Below are 25,500 nucleotides of genomic sequence, written 5' to 3' on the forward strand. Positions count from 1 at the left end.
TCGAAGGAAGTCACCAAATATGCGAACTCCGGCTCACTTGTGAGTTGAACGCGGGGTGATTCTCGTGTCACCATCGACCCCAACGGGCGAACCGGCACGCCCGCGCGAGATACAGGAGAAGCGCAATGCTGCGGACCAGGTTCACCGAAAAGTTCGGGGTAGAGCATCCGATCGTGCAGGGCGGCATGATGTGGGTCGGGCGGGCCGAGCTCGTCGCGGCGGTCGCCAACGCGGGCGGGCTCGGCTTCATCACGGCCCTGACCCAGCCGACCCCGGACGACCTGCGCCGCGAGATCGCGCGCACCAGGGAACTCACCGACAAGCCGTTCGGCGTGAACGTCACCATCCTGCCGTCGATCAACCCGCCGCCGTACGCGGAATACGTGCAGGCGATCATCGACAGCGGCGTCGAGGTCGTCGAAACTGCGGGCAGCAACCCGGAACCATTCCTGCCCTACTACAAGGACGCGGGCATCAAGGTACTGCACAAGTGCACCAGCGTGCGGCACGCGCTGAAGGCCGAACGGATCGGCGTGGACGGAGTGAGCATCGACGGCTTCGAATGCGCGGGCCATCCCGGTGAGGACGACGTTCCCGGCCTGGTCCTGATCCCGGCCGCGGCACGGGAACTGAGCATCCCGATCATCGCCTCCGGCGGCATCGCCGACGCCCGCGGCCTGGTCGCCGCCCTCGCCCTCGGCGCGGACGGCGTCAACATGGGCACCCGGTTCCTGTGCACGCGGGAGTCCTCGATCGATCAGAAGGTCAAGGAGAAGATCGTCGCGAACTCCGAGCGCGACACCCAGCTCATCTTCCGAACCATGCGCAATACCGCGCGGGTGGCGGACAACGAGATCAGCCGCAAGGTCGTCGAGATCGAAAAGGCCGGCGGCACCTTCGACGACGTGCGGGAACTGGTGGCGGGGGCGCGCGGCCGCCGGGTGTTCGAGGAAGGCGATCTGGACGCGGGCATCTGGTCGGTCGGCCTGTGCCAGGGGCTCATCCACGACATCCCGACCTGCGCCGAGCTGATCGGCCGGATGGTCACCGAGGCCGAGCAGCTGATCACGACCCGGCTGGCCGAGACCGTGGTGGTCGGCTGACCCGCGCTACGCGACAGCGCGGGCGGTGACCGCCGCGTAGTCGTGACTCGCGACGAGTTCGATGCCGTCGGGAAGCGCGTGCAGGCGATGGATCGTGGTGAACGCGGCGTCCCGATCGGCGTCGAACAGCCGGCCCGGCATCGGCGCCTTCTCCCGCAGCAGGTCCACCTGCAACTTGCTCCAGACGGCGTCGCCCGCGAACAAGACGCGGCTGCCGTCGTCCACCGCGAGCAGCACGCCGATGCTGCCCGGCGTGTGGCCGGTGAGATCGACCAGCAGCACGGAACCGTCGCCGAAGAGGTCTTTGCTGCGCGGGAAGGTCAGCACCGGCGGTCCGTCCAGCTCGAAGCGATCGAAACTGCGCCCCCGCAGCGGACCGCGCGCCACACCGGTCGGTGCGTGCGGGCCGCCCATCGCCCACTCGTATTCGACTGCGGGCAAGCGGATCTCGACCGAGGTGGGCAGCTCCAGCAGGCCGGAGACATGATCCCAGTGCAGGTGGGTCGGCACTACGAAATCGATGTCCGCGCCCGCGAGGTCGTGCGCGGCGAGCGCGTCGGACAGCCCGAGCACCGGCTTGTCCGGCGCGACCAGCAGCGGAACCGGGAACGGCAGTTCGGGCAGCACGCGATCGTGCACGCCCGCGCACAGGGCGGGATCGACCAGGAAGCGCGCCTTCGGGTGCTCGACCAGAAATGCCGCCATCGACAGCCGCATCTCCCGCAGGCTCCGCACGCCCTCGGCCACGATGGTGGTCGGCGCGGACATGGTGGCCTGGGTGAGCACGGTCAGGCGGACCGTGGCACTCGCGGGTGGCGGCGGCAGCGCTTCGAGGTTCGCCAGCAGTGCGGTGTCGGGGCGGCGCGGGCGCAGCAACCGGCCCGGCGTGGCCGCCAGCGCGGTGCAGCAGCGCAGCAGGGTGGGCAGAGTCGGCGTGCGCTCGGCACGGGTCGCGGCACCGCTGTCCGGTTCGGTCACGGTGCCACGGTATGTGATCATCGGTGGTTCCCGAAGCACCGGGCCTACAGCGGATATGCGACCTTGCTCTGAGCGATTTCTGCGGCATAATCGCGTGGGTACTGTTCTCGAGCGGGTAACAGCAGCAGGGGAGACGGGGAGGGAGGACGCGATGCGGCCTGGTCTTCCGGACGGGCACGGCGGTGCACCGGAACACGACGGTTCGCTCGGCAATAGCCGACGCACCGTGCTTACTTGCGCCGCCGTCCTGGCCGTAGCGGATCTACTAGGCGTCGACGCCGCCTCGGTGCCGACCAACTCACCCTTTACCGATCTCGGCCTCGGTTCCACTCAGCTCGCGAGGCTGACCGCCCACCTCGAGGACGCCATGGGAGTCGAAGTTCCGCTCACCGCGATCTACGACCATCCGGACATCGAACAGCTTGTCGAGTATCTCGCGATGCGATGAGCAGCGCGGCTACTGATCCCGTCGGCTCGCATCCCCCCGTCTCCATCATCGGCATCGGCTGCCGACTGCCTGGAGCGGCGAGCGTCGCCGAGTTCTGGCAGCTGTTGCTGGAGGGCAGGGACGCCACGTCCACCCCGCCCGCAGGGCGGCTGGGCTCGCGGCGCGGCGGGTACCTCGCGGATGTCGAGTCCTTCGACAACGACTGGTTCGCCATCTCCGACCGCGAGGCCGCGGTGATGGATCCGCAGCAGCGGCTCGCGCTGGAAGTCGCGGTCGAGGCGATCGACGACGCCGGGATCGGCTATCGCACTCGGGGTTCCGGCGCGGCCGTCGTCTTCGGCGCGTCGGGGTATGACCACGGCATCGCGGTGCTCGGCCGAGCGGGTCACGACGCGCCCTACGCGGTGACCGGGTCGGCGCTCAGCATTATCGCCAATCGGTTGTCGTACGTGCTCGACCTGCACGGGCCGAGCCTGGTACTCGACAGCGCCTGCTCGTCCTCGCTGGCCGCGGTCGACCTCGCGGTCCGGCTGCTCGCCGATGGCGCGGTCCCGTTCGCCATCGTGGGCGGCGTCAATCTCGTGTTGCTGGAACACACGTCGAACTACCTGGCCGAAGGCGGGTTTCTGTCACCCGGTGGACGATCGACGCCGTTCGACGTCACCGCGGACGGCTACACCCGCGGCGACGGCTGCGCCGTGGTGGTTCTGCAACGCAGTGCGGACGCGGTACGCGAAGGCAACCGGGTGTACGCGGAGATCGTCGGAACCGCCGTCGGATCCGACGGACGCTCGAACGGCCTGTACGCGCCGAACGGCCGCGCGCAGCAGGAGACGGTGCGCGCCGCGTGGGCGCGGGCCGGACGCACCCCGAGCAACGCGGGCTACATCGAATGTCACGGCACCGGAACGCCTCTCGGCGACGCGGTGGAGGTCGGCGCGCTCGCCGCCGCGCTCGCCGACGGCGCGGACGACCCGATCTGGATCGGTTCGGTGAAGTCCAACATCGGCCATCTGGAGGCCGCCGCCGGAATCACCGGGATGGTGAAGACCGCGCTGTCCATCCACCACGGGATGATCGCCCCGACCATCAATGTGCACACCGAGCATCCGCTGCTGCGCTTGGCCGAGCGCGGCCTGCGCGTCGCCACCGAGCCGGTGGACTGGAGCCGGGTCGCCGCGCCGCAGCGCGTGGCCGGCGTCAGCTCGTTCGGATTCGGCGGCACGATCGCGCATCTCGTGCTCCGCGGCGTCACGCGGGCCCGGCCCGAACGGGATGCGCAGTTCCCGATGCTGCTGCCGCTCACCGCACGCGACGACGAGGAGCTGCGCGGGCGCGCACTGCGGCTGGCCGACGACGTGGATCGGGCGCGGCCGTCCTTGCCGGCATCGGCCGCCGCCGCGGCGCGAGCGCTGCCCGAGCCGACCCGTGCCGCGATCATCGCGCACGATCACGCCGACGCGGTGCGCCGACTGCGCAGGCTCGGCCGCGGCGACACCGACGCGGCACCGGGTCCCGTGCCGAACCGCCGCCGCGGCGGGCTGCTGTTCCTGTTCTCCGGGCAAGGTGGTCAGCATCCGACGATGGGCCGTGCGCTGGCCGCGCGGTATCCGGTCTTCGCCGCCGCACTCGCCGAGGTGACCGACGCGATCGTGACGGCGGGCGGACCGCGGGTCTGGACGCCGCGTCACGGTTTCACCTCCGCGGGCGATGCGCAGACCACTGATCTGGTGCAGCCCGCGTTGTTCGCGTTCCAGGTGGCACTGGTGAAATTGCTGGCGGCATGGGGAATTCGTCCCGACGCGGTGGCCGGCCACAGTCTCGGCGAGACCGCGGCGGCGGCGGTGAGCGGCGCGCTGACGCTCGCGGACGCGGCGCGCGTGGTGGTGCTGCGCAGCGCGACCCTGGCCCATCTGGACGGGCGCGGCGCGATGGCGGTGCTGGAAGCGGCCCCGGACGAAGCGGCCAAACTCGTGGAGCCGATGCGGTCCGAAGTGGCCGTCGCCGCGATCAACGGCCCGAGGTCGGTGGTCGTGTCCGGCACACCGCGCTACATCGACACGCTGGTACGGCGCGCGACGCGCCGCAACATGTTCGCGCGCAGGCTCGCGGTCGACTTCGCCGCGCACAGCCCGCAGGTCACCACCGTGCTCGCGCCGTTCGTCGCGGCGTTGACCGAGATCACCCCGCTGACACCGCGCCTGCCGGTGTATTCGACGACGCGGCGCGGCGCGAAACTCACCGCCGCCGCCATGGACCGCGACTACTGGGCGGAGAATGCCGCGGGCACAGTGGAATTGGCGGCCGCACTGGAACGCGCGGCCGACGACGGCATCGCCACCGTGGTGGAGATCGGCCCGCATCCGGTGTTGCTCACGGCGGTTCGGGAGTACCCGGACTTCCGCGACGGCACGCATGCCGTGGCGCTGCGCGATGATGAGGTGGGCGGCTTCCTCACCGGCGTGGCCGGGCTCTACCTGGAGGGGCGGCCGGTGGACTGGTCCGCGCTCGGCCCCTTCGCCACGCCCGCACCGCGGCGGTGGCGCAAGCGGAAATTCCCGCTGCTGGTGGCCGGGCCCGCGAGCGAGCACGTCCCCGAATCCGCCTTCGCCGCCGAGGATCTGGACGATCACGTGGTGCAAGGCGACAGCATCGTGCCCGCCGTGTTCTGGCTGCGGAGGCTGCTGCACGTCGCCAGGCACACCGCGGGTACTGCGACCCTGGCCGACTTCGCCGTGCACGAGAGGACCGATCCGAGCGCCCTGCCCGAGGTCGTCTATCACGGGCCGGGAACGGAGGAAAGCGTACGGGCGGAGGTCACGGGCACCGGAACGCTGGCTTCGGCCCGGCCCGCCGGTGACCCCACACCCGCGGATATCGTCGCATGGATGCGGGTGGTCGACGCAAACCGGGCGGCCAGGCATCACATGCGCGTCATCACCACCAGCGTCTTCTACCAGGAATTGCGCCGCAGGCGGCTGGAGTACGGTCCTCGGTTCCGCACGTTGCGCGGCATCGCCGCGGGCACCGGACGGGCACTCGGCCTGTTCGACGCCGCCGAATTGCACCGCACCGCAACGCTGGACAGCTGCCTGCACGTGCTCGCCGCGGCGGTGTTCGACGACTTGCCCGCGACATCGATACCGCTGCCGATCGGCATCGACTCGGCCTGGCTGTCACATGAACCGAATCGCCACGTGCTCGAGGTACACGCACTGGTCCGCGAGCGCGCCGACACCGGTTTGATCGGTGACGTCATCGCGACCGACCAGCATGGCGTGCCCTGTCTGGCGCTCTCCGGTGTGCACATTCGCTACGCCGACCCCACCGGCCAGGATGGGCTCGGCGCCCTTCGCACGGCGTCTGCCGAACCCGAAACGCGCAACGCCCCCTTCCGCCGAGAGGCCTGGGAGTCGCGCGATCCCGCTTCGATCGGGCTCGGCGACGCACCCGCGACCCGGGTGCAGCGTGCGGTGGTGGTCGGTGCCTCCGACCTCGCCGTCCGGCTCGCTCGCGCGCTCGATGCCGAACTGCCGACCGAACGGATCGCGCGGGAACCGGACGACGCGAGCCCGCTGGTCAGCGCGGTACTGGCCGGACGAAGCGGCGGCCACGCCGTCGTAGCCGTCTGGCCCACCGGTCCCGGCGTGAGCGAGGGCAGGAACGCCGCGGCCACCGCCGGTCGCGTCCTGGCACTGCTGCAACTGATCTCCGCCCACGACGCCACCTCCTCTGTGACGGTCGTGCTGCCGCACGAGGATCGCGCACTCCTGCTGCCCGACGACCCCCCCTCGGTCGTCCCCGCGGCGATCGCCGGGCTGGTGCGCTCGCTTCAACTGGAGACGGGCCGCGCGGTGCGCCTGATCTGGGCCGATCTCGATCCCAGGAGCATGCCGCTGCTCACTCGGCTGGTGGCGACCACCGACAGCGCGGTTCCCGACGAGCTGCGCCTGTCGGCGGGGGAGATCGCGGTGCGGCGTTTCCCGCCCGCGCGCCCGCGCGCCGTGCCCGCCGTCGGCATCGACGCCGGCGGCACCTACGTCGTCACCGGCGGGCTGGGCACGCTCGGCTCGGTCGCCGTGCGCTGGTTGCTCGATGCAGGCGCGCGCGATGTGGTGGTGCTGACCCGGGCGCCCCGCCCGGTGCCCGCGCTGCTCGACGGCTTGGAGGACCGCATCGTCGTCGTGCGCTGTGACGCCGCCGACCGCGATGACCTGGCCAACGCGCTCAGCGACATCCGCGCCTCGGATTCGGTGATCCGCGGTGTCGTGCACGCGGCGGGCGTGCTGGAGGACGCCGGGTTCGACTCGGTCACCGCGGGCCAGTTGACCAGGACGTTCCTTCCCAAATCCACCGCGGCGGGCAATCTGATCGAACTCACCGCGACCGACAACACCGACTTCGTCGTGCTGTTCTCCTCGGCCACCGGCGCGCTCGGTGCACCGGGCCAGGCCGCGTACGCCGCCGCGAATGCGGCGATGGACGCGCTCGCACAGCGTGATCCGGGCCGGCGGATCCTCAGCATCGGCTGGGGCCTCTGGGATTCCGGTCTCGCCGCGGCGGCCGGCGGCGCGGACCATCTGCGGCGAGCGGGCATCGGCGCGTTCGATGTGCCGAGCGGAAGTGCCGTACTGTCCCAGGTCCTGCGCTACGACGGCCCTTACCTGCTGGCGCTGGAGCATACGCCGACGTCCGATACTTCCCCGATAGCGATGCGCTTGACGAATCTGCTGGGGTCCGTAGCCCGGTGCGGCCCCGCGTCCACCCGGGCCACGACGAGTGAGCGCCCGCTCGAGCCCACCGAAACCCTGACCACCACCATCCGCCGCGTCCTGGCGAGCACGCTCGATCTGCCCGCCGAGCACATCGACCCCGCGGCCGACTTCAACGACCTCGGACTCAGCTCGCTGCTCGCGATCGAGATGCGACGAAATCTGGAATCGCGACTGCGCGTCCGGATCGCGACCGCGGAGTTGTTCACACACCCCACCATCACCGCCCTCGGCGCCGCCCTGCTGGACCGGGTCACCGCGAGCACCGGAGGCACCTCGTGAGCCGCGACGACCACCCGGCGGGGAACGGCCTCGCGACGTCGGTGGCCGCGTGGGCAACCACCCGGCCGGACAAGCCCGCTTTCACCGAACTGCGGTTCCGCGTCCAGGAACGCGAGCCCGTCACGCTGACCTACGCGCGCCTGCATGCCGCGGCGGGCGCGCTGGCCGCCCGATTGCGGCAGGATAGCGCCCCCGGAGACCGGGTGGGCATCCTCTGCGCGCATGGCATCGATTACGCGGTGGCGTTCCTCGCCTGCCTGTACAGCAATCGGGTCGCGGTACCACTGTTCCCGGCCGCGGGCGCACGCAACCGCGGCCGCCTGCATGCCGTCCTGGCTGATGCCCGGCCCACGCTCAGCCTGCTCTCCGCACACGACGAGATCACGGCGCCGATCCTGGGGACGGCCCTGGGCCGCGTACTCAGCTTGCCGGCGAACCCAGCTCTGCCCGAAACGGATTCGGCCACGCGAACCGCGCCGGCGGCGGCGAACGTGGCCGATCCGATCACAGAATCAGTGGAGGCGCCGTTCGTCGCTCCAGGCGCAGGGCCGATCGCGGGTTCGACCGCTCCGGTCATCGATCCGGTGTGTGACGAGCTGGCCTACTTGCAGTACACCTCCGGGTCCACGAAGTCTCCAGCCGGTGTCCGGGTCACTCACGAGAATCTCACCACGGCGTTGACGCAGCTGCGGCACGCCGTGTCGGTCGCGGCCGATCGTCCGGTCGTGACCTGGCTGCCGTTCTTCCACGACATGGGTCTGATCTTCGGCCTGTCGCTGCCGCTGTTCCTCGGCGTGCACGGCATCACGCTGGCGCCGGCGGAGTTCGTGAAGCGCCCAGCCCGCTGGCTGCGCGCGATCACCGACTACCGCGCCGGCATTACGGGATGCCCGAATTTCGGACTGAAGCTCGCGGTGTCCGGCACTACCCCCGCCGAGCGGGCCGGGCTGGACCTGTCCGGACTGGACATCGTGCTCAACGGCTCGGAGCCGGTGCGTGCCGACGCATTAGAGGAGTTCACCGCGACGTTCGCCCCTTACGGTTTCCGCCATCACGCGCACACCCCTGGCTTCGGTTTGGCCGAGGCCACCCTGGCGGTCACCGTCTGCGACCAGCGCGAGAACCCAGTGTGGCACCGTTTCGACCGGACCGCACTGTCGGAAGGACGCGCGGTCGCGCTGCCGGAAGGTACGACGAAATCTGCGGATGGTGTTTCGCTGGTCGGCTGCGGCGCACCCGTCGGACAGCAACTGCGGATCGTCGATCCGACGACCGGTGCCGTGCTGCCCGCCGGATACGTAGGCGAGATCTGGGTCGCCGGAGACAATGTGTGCGACGGATACTTCGGCAGACCGGATGCCACGGCGGAGATATTCGGCGCCACGGTGCCGGGAAGCACAGCCCGCTGGCTGCGCACCGGTGATCTCGGATTCCGGTACGAGGGCCAGCTCTACCTCGCGGGCCGCCGCAAAGACGTCATCGTGGTCGACGGACGCAATCACTATCCCGCCGATGTCGAGGCGACGGTGCAGGCCTGCGCGCCCGAGGTTCGACCGGGTCACGTGACGGCGTTCGGGCACGACGACGGACTGCGCGAAGACCTGGTCGTGGTCGCCGAACTCGGCGCGGTCGAGAGCCGGGAACCGATCGACCTCTTCGCCCTGGCCCGGCGCATCCGCACCGCGGTCGCGTCCACCCACGAGGTGATGCCCGGTGCGGTACTGCTCGTGGAGCCGGGACGAATCCCCAAGACCAGCAGCGGAAAGCTGCGCCGCGGCGAGTGCAGGGCGCGTTATCTGGCGGGGCACCTCAGCCCGGTCGCCATGATCTGACCGGCGGTCGCCGGCTCGCGTTCAGTGCTCGTCTCGACCCATCAGACGATCGGTCTCGCGACGCTCACGCTTGGTGGGCCGCCCCGCGCCGCGGTCGCGGCGAGGCATACTCGCCTGAATTTCGCGCGGGGGAGGGGGCGGACTGCGATCGATGAGACATTGCGCGGCGATCGGAGCGCCGACCCGCTTGGTGACGATCCGCTCCACGATGACGATGCGCTCGATGCCGCCGACCCGGACGCGTACCTCGTCACCGGGGCGTACCGGCTGCGCGGGCTTGGCCGTAGCGCCATTCACTCGAACGTGCCCGCCACGACAAGCCTCCGCGGCGGCCGATCTGGTCTTGAACAGGCGCACCGCCCACGTCCACGAATCGACGCGGGCCTGCGTTGCGCTGCTCTGGATGCCGGATTCGGCGCGGGCCACTCGTTAGACGATACGGCGTGCGGTGACCACCATGTCGGGGCGCAGCGGCGTGTAGGACACCGGCGTACCCGTCTGCACCGCGTTCAGCAGCTTGTTGTCACCCGCGTAGATGCCGACGTGACCGCCGCCGTTGGTGATGACGATGTCACCCGGCTTCAAGTCGCTGTATGCGACCGGAGCGCCGACGTGCGACTGCTCGAAGCTGGTGCGGGGCAGTTCGACGCCCGCCTGGCGGAACGCCCACTGGACGAGGCCGGAGCAGTCGAAGGAGCGGGGACCCGCGGCGCCCCAGGAGTACTGAGCGCCGACCTTGGTCTTGGCGGCGTCCAGGGCGATGTCGCCCGGAGTGTTGCTCTGCTGCTGACCGAACAGGCCCGGCAGCATGGGCGCGAAATTGGGGGCCTGAGGAGCGACCTCTTGCGGCGCCTGAGGAGCGGCGGGGACGGCCGCGAGCGCCTGCTGGATCTGCTGATTGAGCTGCTGGGCCGGCTGTTCCCACTCCTGCGGAACGTCGAAATTGCCGACACCGGGAACGTTGATGGTCGCGGCCATGGCCGGAATCGCGGGCATGGCGCCGGTCGCGGCCACCGCACCCATGACAATCGCACCCTTGACGGAATTCGGAACCCGAGAATCCCGTTGCAAGCTGTGTTTACCCACCGAGCTACGTCTCCGATCTTGCTGCTCTCCCGCCGACCGGGTTAGCTGACGGGTTCGGGCCGGGAGAGCGGCCCTACCTCGTCGACCGGAATCGGCCACGAGGATTCACCCCAGACGAACCTGGGTCCCCGGTACGACAGTCGAGACCAGTCGGCCCCGACCGCCGTTGCGGCGGTAACTAGTGGCGCCGTTTCTCTTTCGAAGCGACTGGTTCCACTAAGTCACGAAGAGATTACGATGCCGACGCGGTGTTGTCCAGCGCAGGGAGCTGCGTCTTTGCCATCGCGGCCGGAGCGCCAGTTCGATCGGCGGAAAATGGCCGTCAGGGCAAGGTCACGAACCGATCTCGCCGAACGCCGCCAGGTCACCGAATGGACAATGCCGGGCCGCACCACCGCTCGGCTCAGCGTCGCGTGCCGTGCACCGCGCGCTCGAGTTCGTCGATCCTGCGGCGCGCCTCCGCCAGCTCGACCTCCAGCTTGCCGAGCGCCATGACCAGTGGGCCCACCGCGAGATCGGCGACCAGCTGGGGATCGTCGTAGCCGCGTTCGATCGCGACGAGGATGTTGGACCGGATGCGTTCGGCCACCGTGGCGCCCGCCGGAACCTTCCAGGACCCGACCACCTCGGCGAGGCCGGCGAGAGGTAGTTCGTCGGACATGCCCCTCCGTTCCCGCGCTGCGTGCCGCGCGACCGTTCTGGCGAACCGCCACCGGCCTCGAACCGGCGGCGCGACCCATAGTGCCCTACGCAACGCTAAGGCTTTCTAGGACACGCCGTAGATGTGCCCAGATTATCCGGACGAAACGCGCTACGGTGTCGGGGCATGGACCCCGTGCGGAATCCGTATGCCCCCGGGGCGGGACAGCGCCCGCCCGAATTGGCCGGGCGCGACAAGCAACTCACGGCTTTCGACATCGTGCTCGAACGCGTCGCGCGTGGTCGGCCGGAACGCAGCGTCATGCTCACCGGCCTGCGCGGCGTCGGGAAGACAGTGTTGCTCAACCAGCTTCGCTCGGCCGCGATATCGCGCGGCTGGGGCACCGGCAAGATCGAGGCGCGGCCGGACCAGGAACTGCGCCGCCCGCTGTCCTCGGCGCTGCACATGGCGGCGCGGGCGATCGCCACGGCGCACCGCAATCCGGAACGGGTGGACGATTTCCTCGGCATCCTCAAGGCTTTCGCGCTGCGGGCCACCGCGGACAAGGGCATGCGCGAACGCTGGCAGCCCGGCATCGACGTACCGGCGGTGAGCGGCCGCGCCGATTCCGGCGACATCGAGATCGACCTGGTGGAACTACTGGTCGAGGCGGCGGCGCTGGCCGGTGACATCGGCGTCGGCATCGCGATCTTCATCGACGAGATGCAGGATCTCGGGCCCGCCGACATCTCCGCGATCTGCGGCGCGTGCCACGAACTGAGCCAGGACGCCGCGCCACTGATCGTGGTCGGCGCGGGCCTGCCGCACCTGCCCGCCGTGCTGTCGGCCTCGAAGAGTTATTCGGAGCGACTATTCAGCTACCACCGCATCGACCGCTTGGACCGGGAATCGGCCGACCAAGCGCTGATCGCACCGGCCCGGCGCGAGGACGTGAAGTTCACCGACGAGGCGCTGGACGCGCTGTACAGCAAGGCTGATGGCTACCCGTATTTCGTGCAGGCGTACGGCAAGGCCGCGTGGGACCAGGCCCCGGAGAGCCCGATCACGGCCGAAGATGTCGAGGTGGCCTCGCCTGCCGCGGAGGAGGAGCTGGCGGTCGGATTCTTCGGTTCCCGTTACGAGCGCGCTACTCCTGCGGAGCGGGAATACATGCGCGCCATGGCCGACCTGTCCGGCGACGACGGCCCGGTGGCGACCGCCGCGGTGGCCAACGAACTCGGCCGCAAGCCGGCTTCGCTGTCTCCCGCCCGCGACGGCCTGATCAAGAAAGGTCTCATCTATTCCGCCGAGCGCGGCACGATCGGATTCACCGTGCCGCACTTCGGCCGCTATCTGCGCTCGGTCTGAGCGCGGCCCGACCGGGCACACAGCGGCCATTGCCGACTATTCGACTCTCTTTCAAGATCGCTAGATATTCGTATATTTCTCTCGACCAGCAGGCCTACCGATGGGTAACAAACCCTCCTAGACTCGTATGTGATCCTGATCACGTCCGAGGGAGGACATCATGGCGACAGCCGCGAAAGTCGACGCCACCGAAGAACAGGCCCGCGCACTGGTCGAGGAGTCCCGCGAAACGAGCTGGGCCAAGCCGTCCTTCGCCAAGGAGATGTTCCTGGGACGGTTCCGGCTCGATCTGATCCATCCGTATCCACAGCCCGGCCCCGAGGAGGCCGAGCGGACCGAGGCGTACCTGTCCCGGCTCCGGACGCTGTGCGAGTCCATGGACGGATCGGTGATCGAAGCGGAGGGCCGGATCCCGGACGAGTACGTCAAAGGCTTGGCCGAAGTCGGTTGCTTCGGCCTAAAGATTCCGCAATCGTACGGCGGCCAGGGCCTTTCCCAGTTCGGCTACAACCGAGTGCTGATGCTGGTCGGCTCGACGCACCCGAGCCTCGGCGTCCTGCTCTCCGCACATCAGTCCATCGGAGTGCCCGAACCGCTCAAGCTGGCAGGCACCGACGAGCAGAAGGCCGAGTTCCTGCCCCGCTGCGCGGCCGGGGCGGTCAGCGCGTTCCTGCTCACCGAGCCGGACGTCGGCTCCGACCCGGCCCGGATGGCCAGCACCGCGACACCGACCGAAGACGGCGAGGCCTACCTGCTCAACGGCGTGAAGCTGTGGACGACCAACGGCGTGGTCGCCGAGCTGCTGGTGGTGATGGCGCGCGTGCCGAAGAGCGAGGGGCACCGCGGCGGCATCTCGGCGTTCGTGGTCGAAGCCGACTCACCGGGCATCACCGTGGAGCGGCGCAATTCGTTCATGGGCTTGCGCGGCATCGAGAACGGCGTGACCCGGATGCACGATGTCCGGGTGCCCAAGCGCAACTTGATCGGCCGCGAGGGTGACGGTCTCAAGATCGCGCTCACCACCCTGAACGCGGGCAGGCTCGCCATCCCGGCGCTGTGCACCGCCGCTGCCAAGTGGTCGTTGAAGATCGCGCGGGAGTGGAGCACCCAGCGGGTGCAGTGGGGCAGGCCGGTCGGCGAGCACGCGGCCGTGGGCCAGAAGATCGCGTTCATCGCGGCGACCACGTTCGCGCTGGAGGCGGCGCTCGATCTGTCGGCCACCATGTCCGACGAGGGCCGCAACGATATCCGGATCGAAGCTGCGCTGGCCAAGCTGTGGGCCAGCGAGATGAGCTGCCGGATCGCCGACGAACTCGTGCAGATTCGCGGAGGCCGCGGCTACGAGACGGCGGCTTCGCTGGCCGCCCGGGGCGAACGGGCCGTCCCCGCCGAGCAGCTGGTGCGTGATCTGCGGATCAACCGCATCTTCGAAGGTTCCAGCGAGATCATGCGGTTGTTGATCGCCAGGGAGATGGCCGACGCGCACATGGCGGCCGCGGGCGCGCTGGTCGACCGCAAGGCCGAGTTCAAGGACAAGGCGAAGGCCGCGGTCGGTGCGACGGGGTTCTACGCCAAGTGGTTCCCGCAGCTGGCGGTCGGCGCCGGGACGGTACCCGCGGCGTACACCGAATTCGGCGTACTGGCCCGGCACTTGCGATTCGTCGAGCGCAGCGCGCGCAAGCAGGCCAGGTCGCTGATGTACGCGATGGGCCGCTGGCAAGCGGGCCTGGAGTATCGGCAGAACTTCCTCGGCCGGATCGTCGACATCGGCGCCGAGCTGTTCGCGATGTCGGCGGCCTGCGTGCGGGCCCACGCGTTGCGCGCCGCGGACGCGCCGGAGGGGAAGGCGGCCGAAGAACTGGCCGACACCTTCTGCAGGCAGTCGCGGCTGCGCGTGCGCGAGTTGTTCGACGCGCTGTGGGAGAACACCGACGATGACGACCGCACCCTGACTCGCGGTGTGCTCGACGGCCGCTACGAATGGCTGGAGGACGGCGTGCTCGACCCGAGCGAGGGGACCGGCCCGTGGATCGCGGAGTGGCAGATGGGCCCGTCGAGCGAGGAGAACCTGCTGCGTCCGTTCCTGCCGTCCACGCGTTCCCGCGCGCAGGCCTGAGCGGCAGCGGACCCGCCGCGCGCTCGCCGAGCGTGTGGCGGGCGGTCGCTCGCGAACTATAAGCCGATGTCGGAATCCTCGTAGAGAACCGCAGATTTACCTCGCGGCCGCGCGAACGGCTCCGGCCCTACCGCGGTCAGAGCAATCTAAAGGAATCTAGTTTTTCTTCTATCGTTTCGTAGATTTTCCTGTGCATGCGGAGGCAGCAGGCCGATCGACCGGCAGCCTCGGTTGGACAACGTGTGCGTAACGGCAGGTGTGGGCAGCTAACGGCGCGGAAATTCAGTTCGACAACTGGGCAAGAGGCGCCGAACATGCGCCCCGTCCACAGGAGGGTGCCATGTCCACGACCATCACCCGCCGCGCCGCCGATCACGATGGCCATCACGTCACGGTGTCGGCCGAAGACGGTGTTCCTCTCGCGGTGCGTGTGTTCGGCGCCGACAGCGCCCGCACGACCGTCGTCTTCGTGCACGGTCACTGCCTGCGCGCCGAATCCTGGACCTACTTGCGTGAACATCTCCTGCGGCAATGGGGCGATGCCACCAGGATGGTGTTCTACGACCATCGCGGCCACGGAGAATCCGGGGTGGCGCACCCGTCGACCTACACCATCGAGCAGCTCGGTCACGACCTGGACACCGTGTTGCGGACGGTCGCGCCGACCGGCCCGGTGCTGCTGGTCGGACACTCGATGGGCGCGATGGTGGTGCTCGCTTACGCCCGGCTCTACCCGCAGGCCATCGGCACCCGGATCGCAGGCGTCGGATTACTCGCGGGCGCGGCCGCCGGAATCACCCAGGTCGGGCTGGCGCGCCTGCTGAACCGACGGGCAGTGAACTCACTGCAAGCCGCTGTCACGCACGCCCCGAGGATGGTGCAGGCATCCAGGCAGCTGACCCGTCTCCTGTTCACGCCGATCCTGCGCGAGGCCGAATTCGGCACCAGAACGGTGAACCCTCGGGTGGCCGCGCTGGCTACCGCGATGCTGAACGACACCCCGCTGCTGACGATGGCCGGGTTCCTGCACTCGCTGATCACCTTCGACGAGACCGCGACCCTGCACCACCTCGGCGCCATCCCCACCCTGGTGCTGGCGGGCTCGGCCGACCTCATCTTCCCGTTCGCGCACTCGGTGGCACTGGCCTCCCAGCTGGCCGGTTCCGAACTGATCCGGCTGGAAGGCGCCGGGCACAGCGTGCTGCTCGAGCGGGCGGAAGAGGTCGCGCTGTCCATCGTCGGACTCGCCGAGCGCGCATTCGCCGCGGCGCGCTCGGAGGCCGGGTACGCCGCCGCTGGCTAACCTTCGGCAATCGATCGGCAACCATCAGATTTCGATCTCGCACGCGCCAGGATCGAATTCTTTCGGTACTGTGTTGTAGATCACGTTGTGTGGTGGGTCACACGGCTTGGTGCAGCGCGGTCCAAGGCAAACGGGCAACCACGCATCTCGGCATCGAGTTCGCATGTCCGCCAGGGAATTCAGGAGGTATCGATGACTCGCAGCGAATTCGCGGAACTACGCTACGCGGTCGGCCAGCTCCGGCAATCCATCGGCGTACTCCGCACCCAGTACGGCGACGCCAACACGGTTCGGCGGTTGGAGAACGACCTCGAGCGCCTCGTCATCGACGCCGACGAACTCGAGCAGTCACCGCCGCCCGAGGTGCGGCGCCGAGCGCAGGACGTCATCTATGTGCCGGACAGCAAGTCCGACGAGGCCGCGTGGATGGGCGCGCAGGACGAGGGACTGGGCTTCCACTCCCGTCCGCGGACGACGTAGTCCGCCGGTTGGGCGTACCTCCGCCTTCGCTCCGGCCATGCGCGAGGCTGACGACGGACTACGTCCGACCGCACCCATCAGGCGTACCTCCGCCTTCGCTCCGGCCATGCGCGGACTGAGGACGGACTACGTCCGACCGCACCCATTGGGCGGTGCGGAGCCGCCTATCGCGGTACCGCGTGCCCGCCGTTGTCGGCGGCACCGGTGGAAACCGGGCTCCGCGCGGCGCATCGGCGACCGGGCGGCGGCAATCGCGACGCCCGCTGGTTGCGGTTGACGCGCCGGCTTTCGTCACCGCGGCGAGGGCCGACGAGGCCGGCACCCGGGCAGCGCCCGCGGCTGCCGTCACCGGCGCACCGTCGCCGGGTGCATCCGAGCACGTCGACGGGGACGATTCCGGTCGGATATGGCGACCATCCGCGCCTGCGCCCAGCAGTTGAACAGGCAACTCCGGGCATTCCGGTTTCGCCTGCCAGACATTCGTTTCGCTTCCGCCGACTTCGAAAAGTCCAGTTGGCCCGAAGCTTGACGCAGGGGAGCGTAAGGCCTGCCTAATGTGGCGCAAATCATACCGTTGACGGCGGGGCTGGATTGCCGAGACCCCGCTCGATCAATAGCGCCTGTGTCGTATGGTGCTCAGCATCACATTCGATTGCGGAGGTAACGATGACCACCCGCACACAAGATCAGCGAGGCATCCACCTGTGAGTGCCGCACCGACCGCCGCCCCCGAAGCGGGCACCGGCGTATTCAGCAGAACCAGGGCCCGGATCTCGGATCGCACGTTGCGCACCGACCGATGGTGGATCCCCCCACTCGCCACGGTGCTCGGGCTCGCCGCGTTCGTCATCTACGCGACGGTCAGATCGTATGTGCGCACGGCATATTGGGTACCGGACTACCACTACCTGACCCCGTTCTACTCACCGTGCCTGAGCACTTCCTGCGTCGAGGGCTCCAGCCATTTCGGCACCCCCTTCGGCGAGCTGCCCGCGATCCTGCCGCTCGGCTTCGTGGTGCTGCCCTTCCTGCTCGGCTTCCGCCTGACCTGCTACTACTACCGCAAGGCCTACTACCGGTCGGTGTGGTTCTCCCCGCCCGCCTGCGCCGTGGCCGAGCCGCACGCCAAGTACACCGGCGAGACCAGGCTGCCGCTGATCGTCCAGAACGCGCACCGCTACTTCTTCTATGTGGCCGTGGTGGTTTCGCTGATCAACACCTACGACGCCATCGTCGCCTTCCACGGCAAGACCGGCGGCTTCGGTTTCGGTCTCGGCAATATCGTCCTGCTGGTCAACGTGATCCTGCTGTGGGCCTACACGCTGTCGTGCCACTCGTGCAGGCATATCGCGGGCGGGCGGCTCAAGCACTTCTCCGCGCACCCGGTGCGGTACTGGTTCTGGACTCAGGTCTCCAAGCTCAACACCCGGCACATGGCGCTGGCCTGGACCACCCTCGGCACGCTCGTGCTGACCGACTTCTACGTCATGTTGGTTGCCAGCCAAACGATTTCGGACCTGCGGTTCATCGACTGACCGCCTCATCGAGGAGTTTCTCTGCATGGCAGAAGTGGAACGGCACAACTACGACGTCGTCGTGATCGGAGCGGGCGGCGCCGGATTGCGGGCGGTCATCGAAGCCAGGGAGCACGGCCTGTCCGTCGCGGTGGTGTGCAAGTCGCTGTTCGGCAAGGCACACACCGTGATGGCCGAAGGCGGGTGCGCGGCGTCGATGGGCAACGCGAACGAAAAGGACAATTGGCAGGTCCATTTCCGGGACACGATGCGCGGCGGCAAGTTCCTGAACAACTGGCGCATGGCCGAATTGCATGCCCAGGAGGCGCCCGATCGCGTCTGGGAACTGGAGACCTACGGAGCGCTGTTCGACCGGACGCCGGACGGCCGCATCAGCCAGCGCAATTTCGGCGGCCACACCTACCCGCGGCTCGCGCATGTCGGCGACCGGACCGGCCTGGAGATCATTCGCACCATGCAGCAGAAGATCGTCTCGCTGCAACAGGAGGATTTCGCCGAGACCGGTGACTACGAGAAGCGCATCAAAGTCTTCGCCGAATGCACCATCACCGAATTGCTGAAGGACGGTGACCGCATCTGCGGCGCGTTCGGTTACTGGCGCGAATCCGGCCGGTTCATCCTGTTCGAGACGCCAGCGGTGGTCCTGGCGACCGGAGGCATCGGCAAGTCGTACAAGGTGACCTCGAACTCCTGGGAGTACACCGGCGACGGGCACGCGCTGGCGCTGCGCGCGGGCGCGACGCTGATCAATATGGAGTTCCTGCAGTTCCACCCCACCGGCATGGTCTGGCCGCCCAGCGTGAAGGGCATCCTGGTCACCGAGGGCGTACGCGGCGACGGCGGGGTGCTGAAGAACACCGAGGGCAAGCGGTTCATGTTCGACTACATTCCGCCGGTCTTCAAGGGGCAGTACGCCGAGACCGAGGAAGAGGCCGACCAGTGGCTGCGCGATAACGACTCCGCGCGCCGCACACCGGACCTGCTGCCGCGCGACGAGGTCGCCCGCGCGATCAACGAGGAGGTCAAAGCCGGGCGCGGCACCGAGCACGGTGGCGTCTATCTCGACATCGCTTCCCGGATGCCCGCCGAGGAGATCGTGCGGCGGCTGCCCTCGATGCACCATCAGTTCAAAGAGCTCGCGGACGTCGACATCACCAAAGAGCCGATGGAGGTGGGGCCCACCTGTCACTACGTGATGGGCGGGGTCGAGGTCGACCCGGATACCGGTGCGGCCACGGTGCCCGGCCTGTTCGCCGCGGGCGAGTGCTCGGGCGGCATGCACGGGTCCAATCGCCTGGGCGGGAACTCCCTGTCCGACCTGCTGGTGTTCGGCCGCCGGGCCGGGCTCGGTGCCGCGGCCTACGTGGAACAGCTCGGCGAGCGGCCGTCGGTGACGGAGGACGATGTCACGAAGGCCGCGCAGGCCGCCGTGGCGCCGTTCGAGCCGCCCGCCGACGGCAAAGGCGAGAACCCCTACACCTTGCACACTGATCTGCAGCAGACGATGAACGACCTGGTCGGCATCATCCGCAAGGAGCACGAAGTGCGCGAGGCGATCGACAAGCTCGCCGAGCTGCGTGCCAGGTTCCGCCAGGTGACCGTGGAGGGCCACCGCCAGTTCAACCCCGGCTGGCATCTCGCGCTCGACCTGCAGAACATGCTGCTGGTCAGCGAATGCGTGGCGCACGCGGCGCTGCTGCGGACCGAGAGCCGCGGCGGGCACACCCGGGACGACCACCCGTCGATGAACCCCGACTGGCGGAACAAACTCTTGGTCTGCGCGGTGGATCCGGACACGGTAGGCGACCCGATCCCCGGCGTCACCGTGACGCGTAAGGACCAGATTCCGATGCGACCGGATCTACTCGCCCTCTTCGATCTGGGCGAGCTGGAGAAGTACTACACCCCGGAGGAACTCGCCGGGCACCCGGCCGCGGCCGGGAATTCGACGGAGCGAGAGGCGTAACGATGGGTTACGACGCCAAATTCCGCGTATGGCGCGGCGATCTCGACGGCGGAGAACTGCAGGATTTCACCGTGCTGGTGAACGAGGGCGAGGTCGTGCTCGACATCATCCACCGGCTACAGGCCACCCAGGCGCCCGATCTGGCCGTGCGCTGGAACTGCAAGGCAGGCAAGTGCGGTTCGTGCTCGGCCGAAGTGAACGGGCGGCCGCGCCTGCTGTGCATGACCCGGATGTCCACCTTCACCGAGGACGAAGTGATCACGGTGACGCCGATGCGCACGTTCCCCGTGATCAAGGACCTCGTGACGGATGTGTCGTTCAATTACGAAAAGGCGCGGGAGATACCGTCTTTCACGCCACCCGACGATCTCAAACCGGGCGAGTACCGGATGAAGCAGGTCGACGTGGAACGCTCACAGGAGTTTCGCAAGTGCATCGAGTGCTTCCTGTGCCAGAACACCTGTCACGTGGTGCGTGACCACGAGGAGAACAAGAAAGCGTTCGCCGGACCGCGCTATTTGATGCGGATCAGCGAATTGGAGATGCATCCGCTGGACGTCGGCGACCGGACCGAACTCGCCCAGGACGAACACGGGCTGGGTCTGTGCAACATCACCAAATGCTGCACCGAGGTCTGCCCCGAACACATCAAGATCACCGACAACGCGCTGATCCCGATGAAGGAACGGGTGGCCGACCGCAAGTACGACCCGCTGGTCTGGCTGGGCAACAAACTGTTCCGCCGATAGGCCGCCGCATCCTCACAGCACAGCCACGACACCAAGGGCCACGATCCACACCAGCAGGCCTACGAGCAGCGCGGACAGCAACGAGCTGGTGAGAACGAATACTCCGACCGCCGACACCGCGAACAACAGCGCGACGATCAGCCATTCCACCCAATCGCCCGGCCGCAATTTCCGATACCGGGGATGGGAGCTCTCGAGCTCTCGGTCCACAAGTAATGGGCTACCCGTTCGCGGCCTCGACAAACGCCTTTTCGTTGCCGAATTTGTGTCATTTCGTGATCTTCGAGGGCCGCGGTGACTTATCGTGGCCGGTCGAACTCACCGTCCTGCACGCCGGCGGTGAAGGCGGCCCACTCGGCCGGCGTGAAGATCAGCACCGGCCCCTCGGGGTCGTTCCCGTTGCGCATTCCCACGTGCCCGTCGGCGAGCAGCGCCACTTCGACACTGTCGTTGCCCGAACCTTCCCCGGCCTTCCGCCACGTGGCGCCGGTCAGGTCGATGTTCGCGTTGCCTTGAATGCTCACGAAACGAACTCCTTCGCTATCTGCCGTGGGAGACGTGCGTACGGACCGAGAAACCCAGCACCACCGCTGGACGCACGCACGCGCGCCCGATAGTACCGCCGCCGACCCGCGCACAGGGCCGGTGTGCCAGATGTGACTCAGCGCCGGCTGTGGTCGGTGATCGGGGTGCGGGGGCCGAACTTCGGTTTGTGAAAGTAGCCACTGATTTCGAGCAGACGGATCGCCCGATAACGGTGCGGCCGCAGCGGCTCCAGATATTCGACCATCGCATCGTCATCGATGGGACGGCCGAGCAGGGTCCAGCCGACCGCGGCGGCAAGGTGGTAATCGCCGACCGACAAGGCGTCCGCGTCGCCGAAAGCCCGCTGTGCGATCTCCGCGGCGGTCCACACCCCGATACCGGGGACACTACGCAGCATCCGTGCCGCCTCGACCGGATCGACCCGCGCCGCGCGCTCCAGCGATTTGGCGATTCGAGCCGCGCGCACGATGGTCTGCGCGCGCTGCGGTCCGACATTGGCCCGGTGATAGACCCAGGAGGGAATCCGCCGCCAGGTGTCCGCGTCCGGCGGCAGCCGCATTCCCTCCGGCGCGGGTCCCGGCGCCGGTTCGCCGTACTGCCGCACCAATTTCCGCCACGACGCCCGCGCGGAAATGGTGTGCACCTTCTGTTCCAGCACCGCCGGCACCAGAGCTTCGAACACCAGACCCGTACGCAGCATGCGCAGCCCGGGAAAGCGGCGGTGGGCATCGGCGAGTTTCGGATGATCCGGGAGGAACGCCGAGACGTCCTCATCCAGGCAGAGCATGTGCTCGACACCCGCGAGGAATTCCGCCGCGCCCGGCCCCCAGGCGCCGGCCCGCACGGCGAACGGACCGGACTGGGCCAGGCGGTAGGTGACCGGACCGGTCGGCAGACGGGAGGCATGCCAGTGCGCGCCGTCGCCGGTCACCCGGTGGCACGGATCGCCTGCGCCGCGACCGAGGGGAGCGAGCGTGCACGCCAGATCGATCGGCCGATCCGCGGTCACGGTCCGGCTGGCTCCCGGCTCGACCGTCATGCTCCGCACCGCAGACATTCTGCCCGGTGCGGCGCGCGGCGCCCCGTCCACCTCCCCGAAGACACGGATTATTGCCTGAGCCACACCATAAGGCTTTCATACCCATCCCACATTATTATGGTTTCGCAATCGCGATGTAACGGCACGAGATTCGCGGCGATAATGTTTTCGTTCGGCAAATGGCTGGCTGTAGCAATGACGGAGGTTCTCTGATGATCACCAATGTGCTCAACTGGTTGCTCAACGCCTGGGGCGGAGTTTTCGCGGGCAGCTCGGGCTACCAGATTCCGCCGGGCACCCTGCCGTTCGGCAGCTGAACCACGCGGCGCCCGCCCGAGCTGGTCGGCGGGCGCTGGAAAACATCACTCGCCCAACAGGAATTGCGCGATATGTCGCGCCCGTCGCCCAGCAAGGGCCGCAGCCTGAGTGCGGCAGGAGAAGCCGTCGGCGAGGAAGATCGCGTCCGCACCCGCGGCGCGCAGTGCGGGAAGTACACCGTTCTCGGCCACCGCGACCGAAATGTCGTAATGGCCCGACTGCATTCCGAAATTTCCCGCCAGACCGCAGCACCCGGTGATTTCCGTCGCCGTCACGCCCATACTGGCTAATAAACGGCGATCGGCATCGAATCCGAGAATGGCGTGCTGGTGACAATGCGGCTGGACCACCACCGGCCGGCCGGTTCGCTTCGGCGGGCGCCAGGTCGGCTGTTCGGCGAGGAACTCGGCCAACGTACGCACCGCGGCGGCGGTCCTGGCCGATCTGGGATCGTCCGGCAACAGTTCCGTCAGGTCCGCGCGCAGAACCGCGGTGCAGGACGGTTCCAGTCCCACGACCACACCGCCCGCGTCGACGTGCTCCTGCAACGCGGTCAGCGTGGCCCGCAACCGCCTGCGGGCGCCGTCGAGTTGCCCGGTGCTGATCCAGGTGAGTCCACAGCAGACGCGTTGCTCCGGGATCCGGACGCGGTAGCCCACCGCGGCCAGCAGCCGTGCCGCGGCCAAGGCGATCTCCGGGTCGAACGCGTCGGTGAAGGTGTCGATCCAGAGCATCACCTCGCCGGAACCACTGCCTGCCCGTTCCTCGGGCGCGTAGGCGGACTCCGCCATTCGGGCGCCGTCATCCAGATCCCGCCAGATGCGGCGGAACGTGCGCACGGCCAAACGCGGCACGTCACGACGCGGATCGATGCCCGCCGCCCGCAGCGCGGCTCGACGCAGCCTGGTCCGGCCCGCCAGCGCGTTGACCACCCGCGGCATCCGACTCGCCACGGACAGCCACCGAGGCAACCAGCCCAGCGAGTAGTGATCGATCGGCCGGAGCCGATGGCGGTAGCGGCGATACAGCGTCTCCGACTTGTAGGTGGCCATGTCCACCCCCGCCGGGCAGTCCGACCGGCACGCCCGGCAGGACAGGCACAGATCGAGCGATTCGGCGACGGCCTCCGACGACCACGGCAGCGCGCCGCGCACCACCTCTTGCAGCACCCGCGCACGTCCGCGCGTGCTGTCCTTCTCGTCTCGGGTGGCCTGGTAGGACGGGCACATGAAATCGCCGTCGGCGCGGCATTTGCCGACACCGACGCAGCGATGGACGGCGACCCCGATATCGCCGTCGTCGGCTTCGAGCACGTAACCGTTCGACGCGCCGACGCCACCCCATCCGGTCAGCCGCAGGTCGGCGTCGATCGGACGCGGCGCGACGAGCACGCCCGGATTCAACATGCCGGCGGGATCGAACAAGGCTTTGTACCCGGCGAAGACGTCGAGCACCGCGGGGGAGTACATCGCCGAGAGCAACTCGGAACGAGCCCGGCCGTCGCCGTGCTCGCCGGACAGCGAACCGCCATGCCGTACCACCAGTTCCGCCGCGTCGAACAGGAAGGCGCGGAAGCGGTGCGGCGCGTCGGCGATCGGGAGATCGAGCCGGACGTGGATACAGCCGTCGCCGATATGCCCGTACAGCAAACCGTCGACGCCGTGCTCGCGCGTCAAGGCGGCGAAATCGCGCAGGTAGGCGCCGAGCCGGGCGGGTGGGACGGCCGCGTCCTCCCACCCCGGCCAGGCCGGCCGCCCATCCGGCGTGCGGCCCGCCAGCCCCGCGCCGTCGGCCCGGATCCGCCACAGCGCCGCGGCGGTCCCCGGATCGGTCACGATCCTGCTGTCCATCGCGCCCGCCGTCCGGCACAGTCGCTGTGCGACGGCCAGCGCGTCGGCCTGGGTAGCGCCCGCGGTCTCCACGAACAGCCAACCGCCGCCGCGCGGCAGGTCGGGGACCGTTCCCCGGTGCGTCCTGACCACGTCGACCAGCCGCGCGTCGATGCCCTCCACCGCGATCGGCGCGCAGGCCAGCACGGCGGCGACATCGTCGGCCGCGGTGGCGATGTCCGGGTAGCCGAGCACGGTGAGCACGGTCGCCGCGGGCAGCTCGACCAGTTCGACGGTCGCGTCCAGCAGCAGACCGCAAGTGCCCTCGCTGCCGACAAACGCCTTCGCCGCCGACGCGCCGCGCTCGGGCAGCAGATGTTCCAGGCCGTATCCGGATGCCTGGCGGTCGAAGCGCCCGAGATCGGTGCGCAACACCGCGAGATGCGCCCGGCTGAATTCCGCGAGACCCGGCACCGCGAACAGGTCGTCGGCCAGCGTGCGTTCAGTGCCGGTGCCGTCCAGGATGCGCAGTTCGCGCACCGTGTCTGAGGTGCGGCCCCACGCGACGGCACGCGGTCCGCACGCGTTGTTGCCGATCATGCCGCCGAGCGTGCAGCGATTCTGCGTCGAAGGGTCCGGTCCGAAGCGCAGACCGTGCGGACGGGCCGCGCGCTGCAACTCCGACAGGACCACACCCGGCTGCACGGTGGCCACGCGCGCGTCCGCGTCGATCGCCACGATCCGGTTCATATGCCTGCTGAAATCGAGCACCAGCCCGGGACCGATCGCGTTGCCCGCCACCGACGTTCCCGCGCCGCGCGCGGTCACCGGCAGCCCCTCGGCTCGGGCGAATTCCAGGGTGACCGCGACGTCGGAGTCGGTCCGGGGAAAGACCACCGCGGCCGGGAGAACCCGATAGTTCGACGCGTCCGAGGAGTACTCCACCCGCCGCCGCTCGGAGGTGTCGACCTCGCCCGCGATCCCGCCGCGCAGTGCCGCCATACGGTTCACCGGATTTATTTTTCCAGCGCCTGCGGCGCTGGGTGTTCGCGGGCTGTGTTGTTTGGCCGCGCCTTCGGCGCGGCGTGTTCGCGGCCCCTAGGTGGCTCG

General features: G+C 68.7%; 19 protein-coding genes and 1 riboswitch. Of the genes, 11 read left to right on the plus strand and 8 right to left on the minus strand.

The features are described from left to right. Positions 1–125 precede the first annotated feature (125 nt). Positions 126–1,103 carry an NAD(P)H-dependent flavin oxidoreductase gene (locus ACT89H_RS25505; protein ID WP_445111182.1) on the plus strand — a complete coding sequence of 326 codons (978 nt, stop codon included), beginning with the start codon at positions 126–128 and terminating at the stop codon, positions 1,101–1,103. A gap of 6 nt (positions 1,104–1,109) precedes the next feature. Here ACT89H_RS25505 and ACT89H_RS25510 read toward each other — a convergent pair whose 3' ends face one another. Further along, positions 1,110–2,081, minus strand: coding sequence for an MBL fold metallo-hydrolase (locus ACT89H_RS25510; RefSeq protein WP_445111183.1), 972 nt, complete (start codon positions 2,079–2,081; stop codon positions 1,110–1,112). A 151-nt stretch (positions 2,082–2,232) separates the two neighbouring features. Between ACT89H_RS25510 and ACT89H_RS25515 the strand changes: the two genes are divergently transcribed. The 3 genes from ACT89H_RS25515 to ACT89H_RS25525 are packed head-to-tail and all read left to right on the plus strand — an operon-like array spanning position 2,233 to position 9,415. After that, positions 2,233–2,529 (plus strand): acyl carrier protein, encoded by a 297-nt coding sequence (locus ACT89H_RS25515; protein ID WP_445111184.1) that lies wholly within the window; start codon positions 2,233–2,235, stop codon positions 2,527–2,529. Further along, positions 2,526–7,583 (plus strand): SDR family NAD(P)-dependent oxidoreductase, encoded by a 5,058-nt coding sequence (locus ACT89H_RS25520; RefSeq protein WP_445111185.1) that lies wholly within the window; start codon positions 2,526–2,528, stop codon positions 7,581–7,583. The genes ACT89H_RS25515 and ACT89H_RS25520 overlap by 4 nt, the downstream gene beginning before the upstream one ends. Then, positions 7,580–9,415: a fatty acyl-AMP ligase gene (locus ACT89H_RS25525; protein ID WP_445111186.1), complete on the plus strand. Its 1,836-nt coding sequence runs from the start codon at positions 7,580–7,582 to the stop codon at positions 9,413–9,415. Before ACT89H_RS25520 ends, ACT89H_RS25525 begins: the two co-directional genes overlap by 4 nt. 21 nt (positions 9,416–9,436) lie before the next feature. Here ACT89H_RS25525 and ACT89H_RS25530 read toward each other — a convergent pair whose 3' ends face one another. The 3 genes from ACT89H_RS25530 to ACT89H_RS25540 form a co-directional block, all read right to left on the minus strand. After that, positions 9,437–9,841, minus strand: coding sequence for an RNA-binding S4 domain-containing protein (locus ACT89H_RS25530; protein WP_445111187.1), 405 nt, complete (start codon positions 9,839–9,841; stop codon positions 9,437–9,439). A 3-nt stretch (positions 9,842–9,844) separates the two neighbouring features. Continuing rightward, the gene (locus ACT89H_RS25535) at positions 9,845–10,438 is read right to left on the minus strand and encodes a C40 family peptidase (protein ID WP_445111188.1); all 594 of its coding nucleotides are present in this window, start codon (positions 10,436–10,438) and stop codon (positions 9,845–9,847) included. 78 nt (positions 10,439–10,516) lie between these two features. After that, positions 10,517–10,685: riboswitch (cyclic di-AMP (ydaO/yuaA leader) on the minus strand. Positions 10,686–10,904: 219 nt separating this feature from the next. Continuing rightward, positions 10,905–11,162, minus strand: coding sequence for a hypothetical protein (locus tag ACT89H_RS25540; RefSeq protein WP_445111189.1), 258 nt, complete (start codon positions 11,160–11,162; stop codon positions 10,905–10,907). 165 nt (positions 11,163–11,327) lie between these two features. On the opposite strand from ACT89H_RS25540, the gene ACT89H_RS25545 reads away from it, so the two are divergent. The 7 genes from ACT89H_RS25545 (at position 11,328) to ACT89H_RS25575 (ending at position 20,658) form a co-directional block, all read left to right on the plus strand. Next, a complete protein-coding gene (locus ACT89H_RS25545) occupies positions 11,328–12,509 on the plus strand; it encodes a DUF8462 domain-containing protein (RefSeq protein ID WP_445111190.1) in 1,182 nt (393 codons plus the stop codon). A gap of 160 nt (positions 12,510–12,669) precedes the next feature. Then, complete coding sequence (locus ACT89H_RS25550; RefSeq protein WP_445111191.1) at positions 12,670–14,625, plus strand: acyl-CoA dehydrogenase family protein; 1,956 nt, start codon at positions 12,670–12,672, stop codon at positions 14,623–14,625. A gap of 340 nt (positions 14,626–14,965) precedes the next feature. Next, the gene (locus tag ACT89H_RS25555; RefSeq protein ID WP_445111192.1) at positions 14,966–15,928 is read left to right on the plus strand and encodes an alpha/beta fold hydrolase; all 963 of its coding nucleotides are present in this window, start codon (positions 14,966–14,968) and stop codon (positions 15,926–15,928) included. A 192-nt stretch (positions 15,929–16,120) separates the two neighbouring features. Then, complete coding sequence (locus tag ACT89H_RS25560) at positions 16,121–16,408, plus strand: Rv0250c family protein (RefSeq protein WP_445111193.1); 288 nt, start codon at positions 16,121–16,123, stop codon at positions 16,406–16,408. Positions 16,409–17,112: 704 nt separating this feature from the next. After that, a complete protein-coding gene (gene sdhC / locus ACT89H_RS25565; RefSeq protein WP_445111194.1) occupies positions 17,113–17,943 on the plus strand; it encodes a succinate dehydrogenase subunit SdhC in 831 nt (276 codons plus the stop codon). Positions 17,944–17,968: 25 nt separating this feature from the next. After that, positions 17,969–19,909: a fumarate reductase/succinate dehydrogenase flavoprotein subunit gene (locus ACT89H_RS25570; protein ID WP_445111195.1), complete on the plus strand. Its 1,941-nt coding sequence runs from the start codon at positions 17,969–17,971 to the stop codon at positions 19,907–19,909. A 2-nt stretch (positions 19,910–19,911) separates the two neighbouring features. Beyond that, complete coding sequence (locus ACT89H_RS25575) at positions 19,912–20,658, plus strand: succinate dehydrogenase/fumarate reductase iron-sulfur subunit (protein ID WP_445111196.1); 747 nt, start codon at positions 19,912–19,914, stop codon at positions 20,656–20,658. 12 nt (positions 20,659–20,670) lie between these two features. Here the strand turns inward: ACT89H_RS25575 and ACT89H_RS25580 are convergent, their stop codons facing one another. The 4 genes from ACT89H_RS25580 to ACT89H_RS25595 form a co-directional block, all read right to left on the minus strand. Next, the gene (locus ACT89H_RS25580) at positions 20,671–20,868 is read right to left on the minus strand and encodes a hypothetical protein (protein ID WP_445111197.1); all 198 of its coding nucleotides are present in this window, start codon (positions 20,866–20,868) and stop codon (positions 20,671–20,673) included. A gap of 89 nt (positions 20,869–20,957) precedes the next feature. Beyond that, positions 20,958–21,182, minus strand: a complete 225-nt coding sequence (locus tag ACT89H_RS25585) for a DUF397 domain-containing protein (RefSeq protein WP_083880959.1) — start codon at positions 21,180–21,182, stop codon at positions 20,958–20,960. A gap of 137 nt (positions 21,183–21,319) precedes the next feature. Next, entirely contained in the window at positions 21,320–22,243 is a 924-nt protein-coding gene (locus ACT89H_RS25590; RefSeq protein WP_445111215.1) for a DNA-3-methyladenine glycosylase family protein, read from the minus strand. 362 nt (positions 22,244–22,605) lie between these two features. After that, on the minus strand, positions 22,606–25,392 hold the full coding sequence (locus ACT89H_RS25595) for an FAD-binding and (Fe-S)-binding domain-containing protein (protein ID WP_445111198.1): 2,787 nt from the start codon (positions 25,390–25,392) through the stop codon (positions 22,606–22,608). Between the last annotated feature and the right edge of the window lie 108 nt (positions 25,393–25,500).

The sequence above is a fragment of the Nocardia aegles genome (assembly GCF_052545135.1).

Coding starts and splice junctions, on each gene's coding strand:
- ACT89H_RS25575 (WP_445111196.1), top strand. CDS start 19,912: ATGGGTTACGACGCCAAATTCCGCGTATGGCGCGGCGATCTCGACGGC.
- ACT89H_RS25515 (WP_445111184.1), top strand. CDS start 2,233: ATGCGGCCTGGTCTTCCGGACGGGCACGGCGGTGCACCGGAACACGAC.
- ACT89H_RS25540 (WP_445111189.1), bottom strand. CDS start 11,162: ATGTCCGACGAACTACCTCTCGCCGGCCTCGCCGAGGTGGTCGGGTCC.
- ACT89H_RS25520 (WP_445111185.1), top strand. CDS start 2,526: ATGAGCAGCGCGGCTACTGATCCCGTCGGCTCGCATCCCCCCGTCTCC.
- ACT89H_RS25535 (WP_445111188.1), bottom strand. CDS start 10,438: ATGGGTGCGGTGGCCGCGACCGGCGCCATGCCCGCGATTCCGGCCATG.
- ACT89H_RS25595 (WP_445111198.1), bottom strand. CDS start 25,392: ATGGCGGCACTGCGCGGCGGGATCGCGGGCGAGGTCGACACCTCCGAG.
- ACT89H_RS25505 (WP_445111182.1), top strand. CDS start 126: ATGCTGCGGACCAGGTTCACCGAAAAGTTCGGGGTAGAGCATCCGATC.
- ACT89H_RS25590 (WP_445111215.1), bottom strand. CDS start 22,243: ATGACGGTCGAGCCGGGAGCCAGCCGGACCGTGACCGCGGATCGGCCG.
- ACT89H_RS25570 (WP_445111195.1), top strand. CDS start 17,969: ATGGCAGAAGTGGAACGGCACAACTACGACGTCGTCGTGATCGGAGCG.
- ACT89H_RS25545 (WP_445111190.1), top strand. CDS start 11,328: ATGGACCCCGTGCGGAATCCGTATGCCCCCGGGGCGGGACAGCGCCCG.
- ACT89H_RS25555 (WP_445111192.1), top strand. CDS start 14,966: ATGTCCACGACCATCACCCGCCGCGCCGCCGATCACGATGGCCATCAC.
- ACT89H_RS25550 (WP_445111191.1), top strand. CDS start 12,670: ATGGCGACAGCCGCGAAAGTCGACGCCACCGAAGAACAGGCCCGCGCA.
- ACT89H_RS25560 (WP_445111193.1), top strand. CDS start 16,121: ATGACTCGCAGCGAATTCGCGGAACTACGCTACGCGGTCGGCCAGCTC.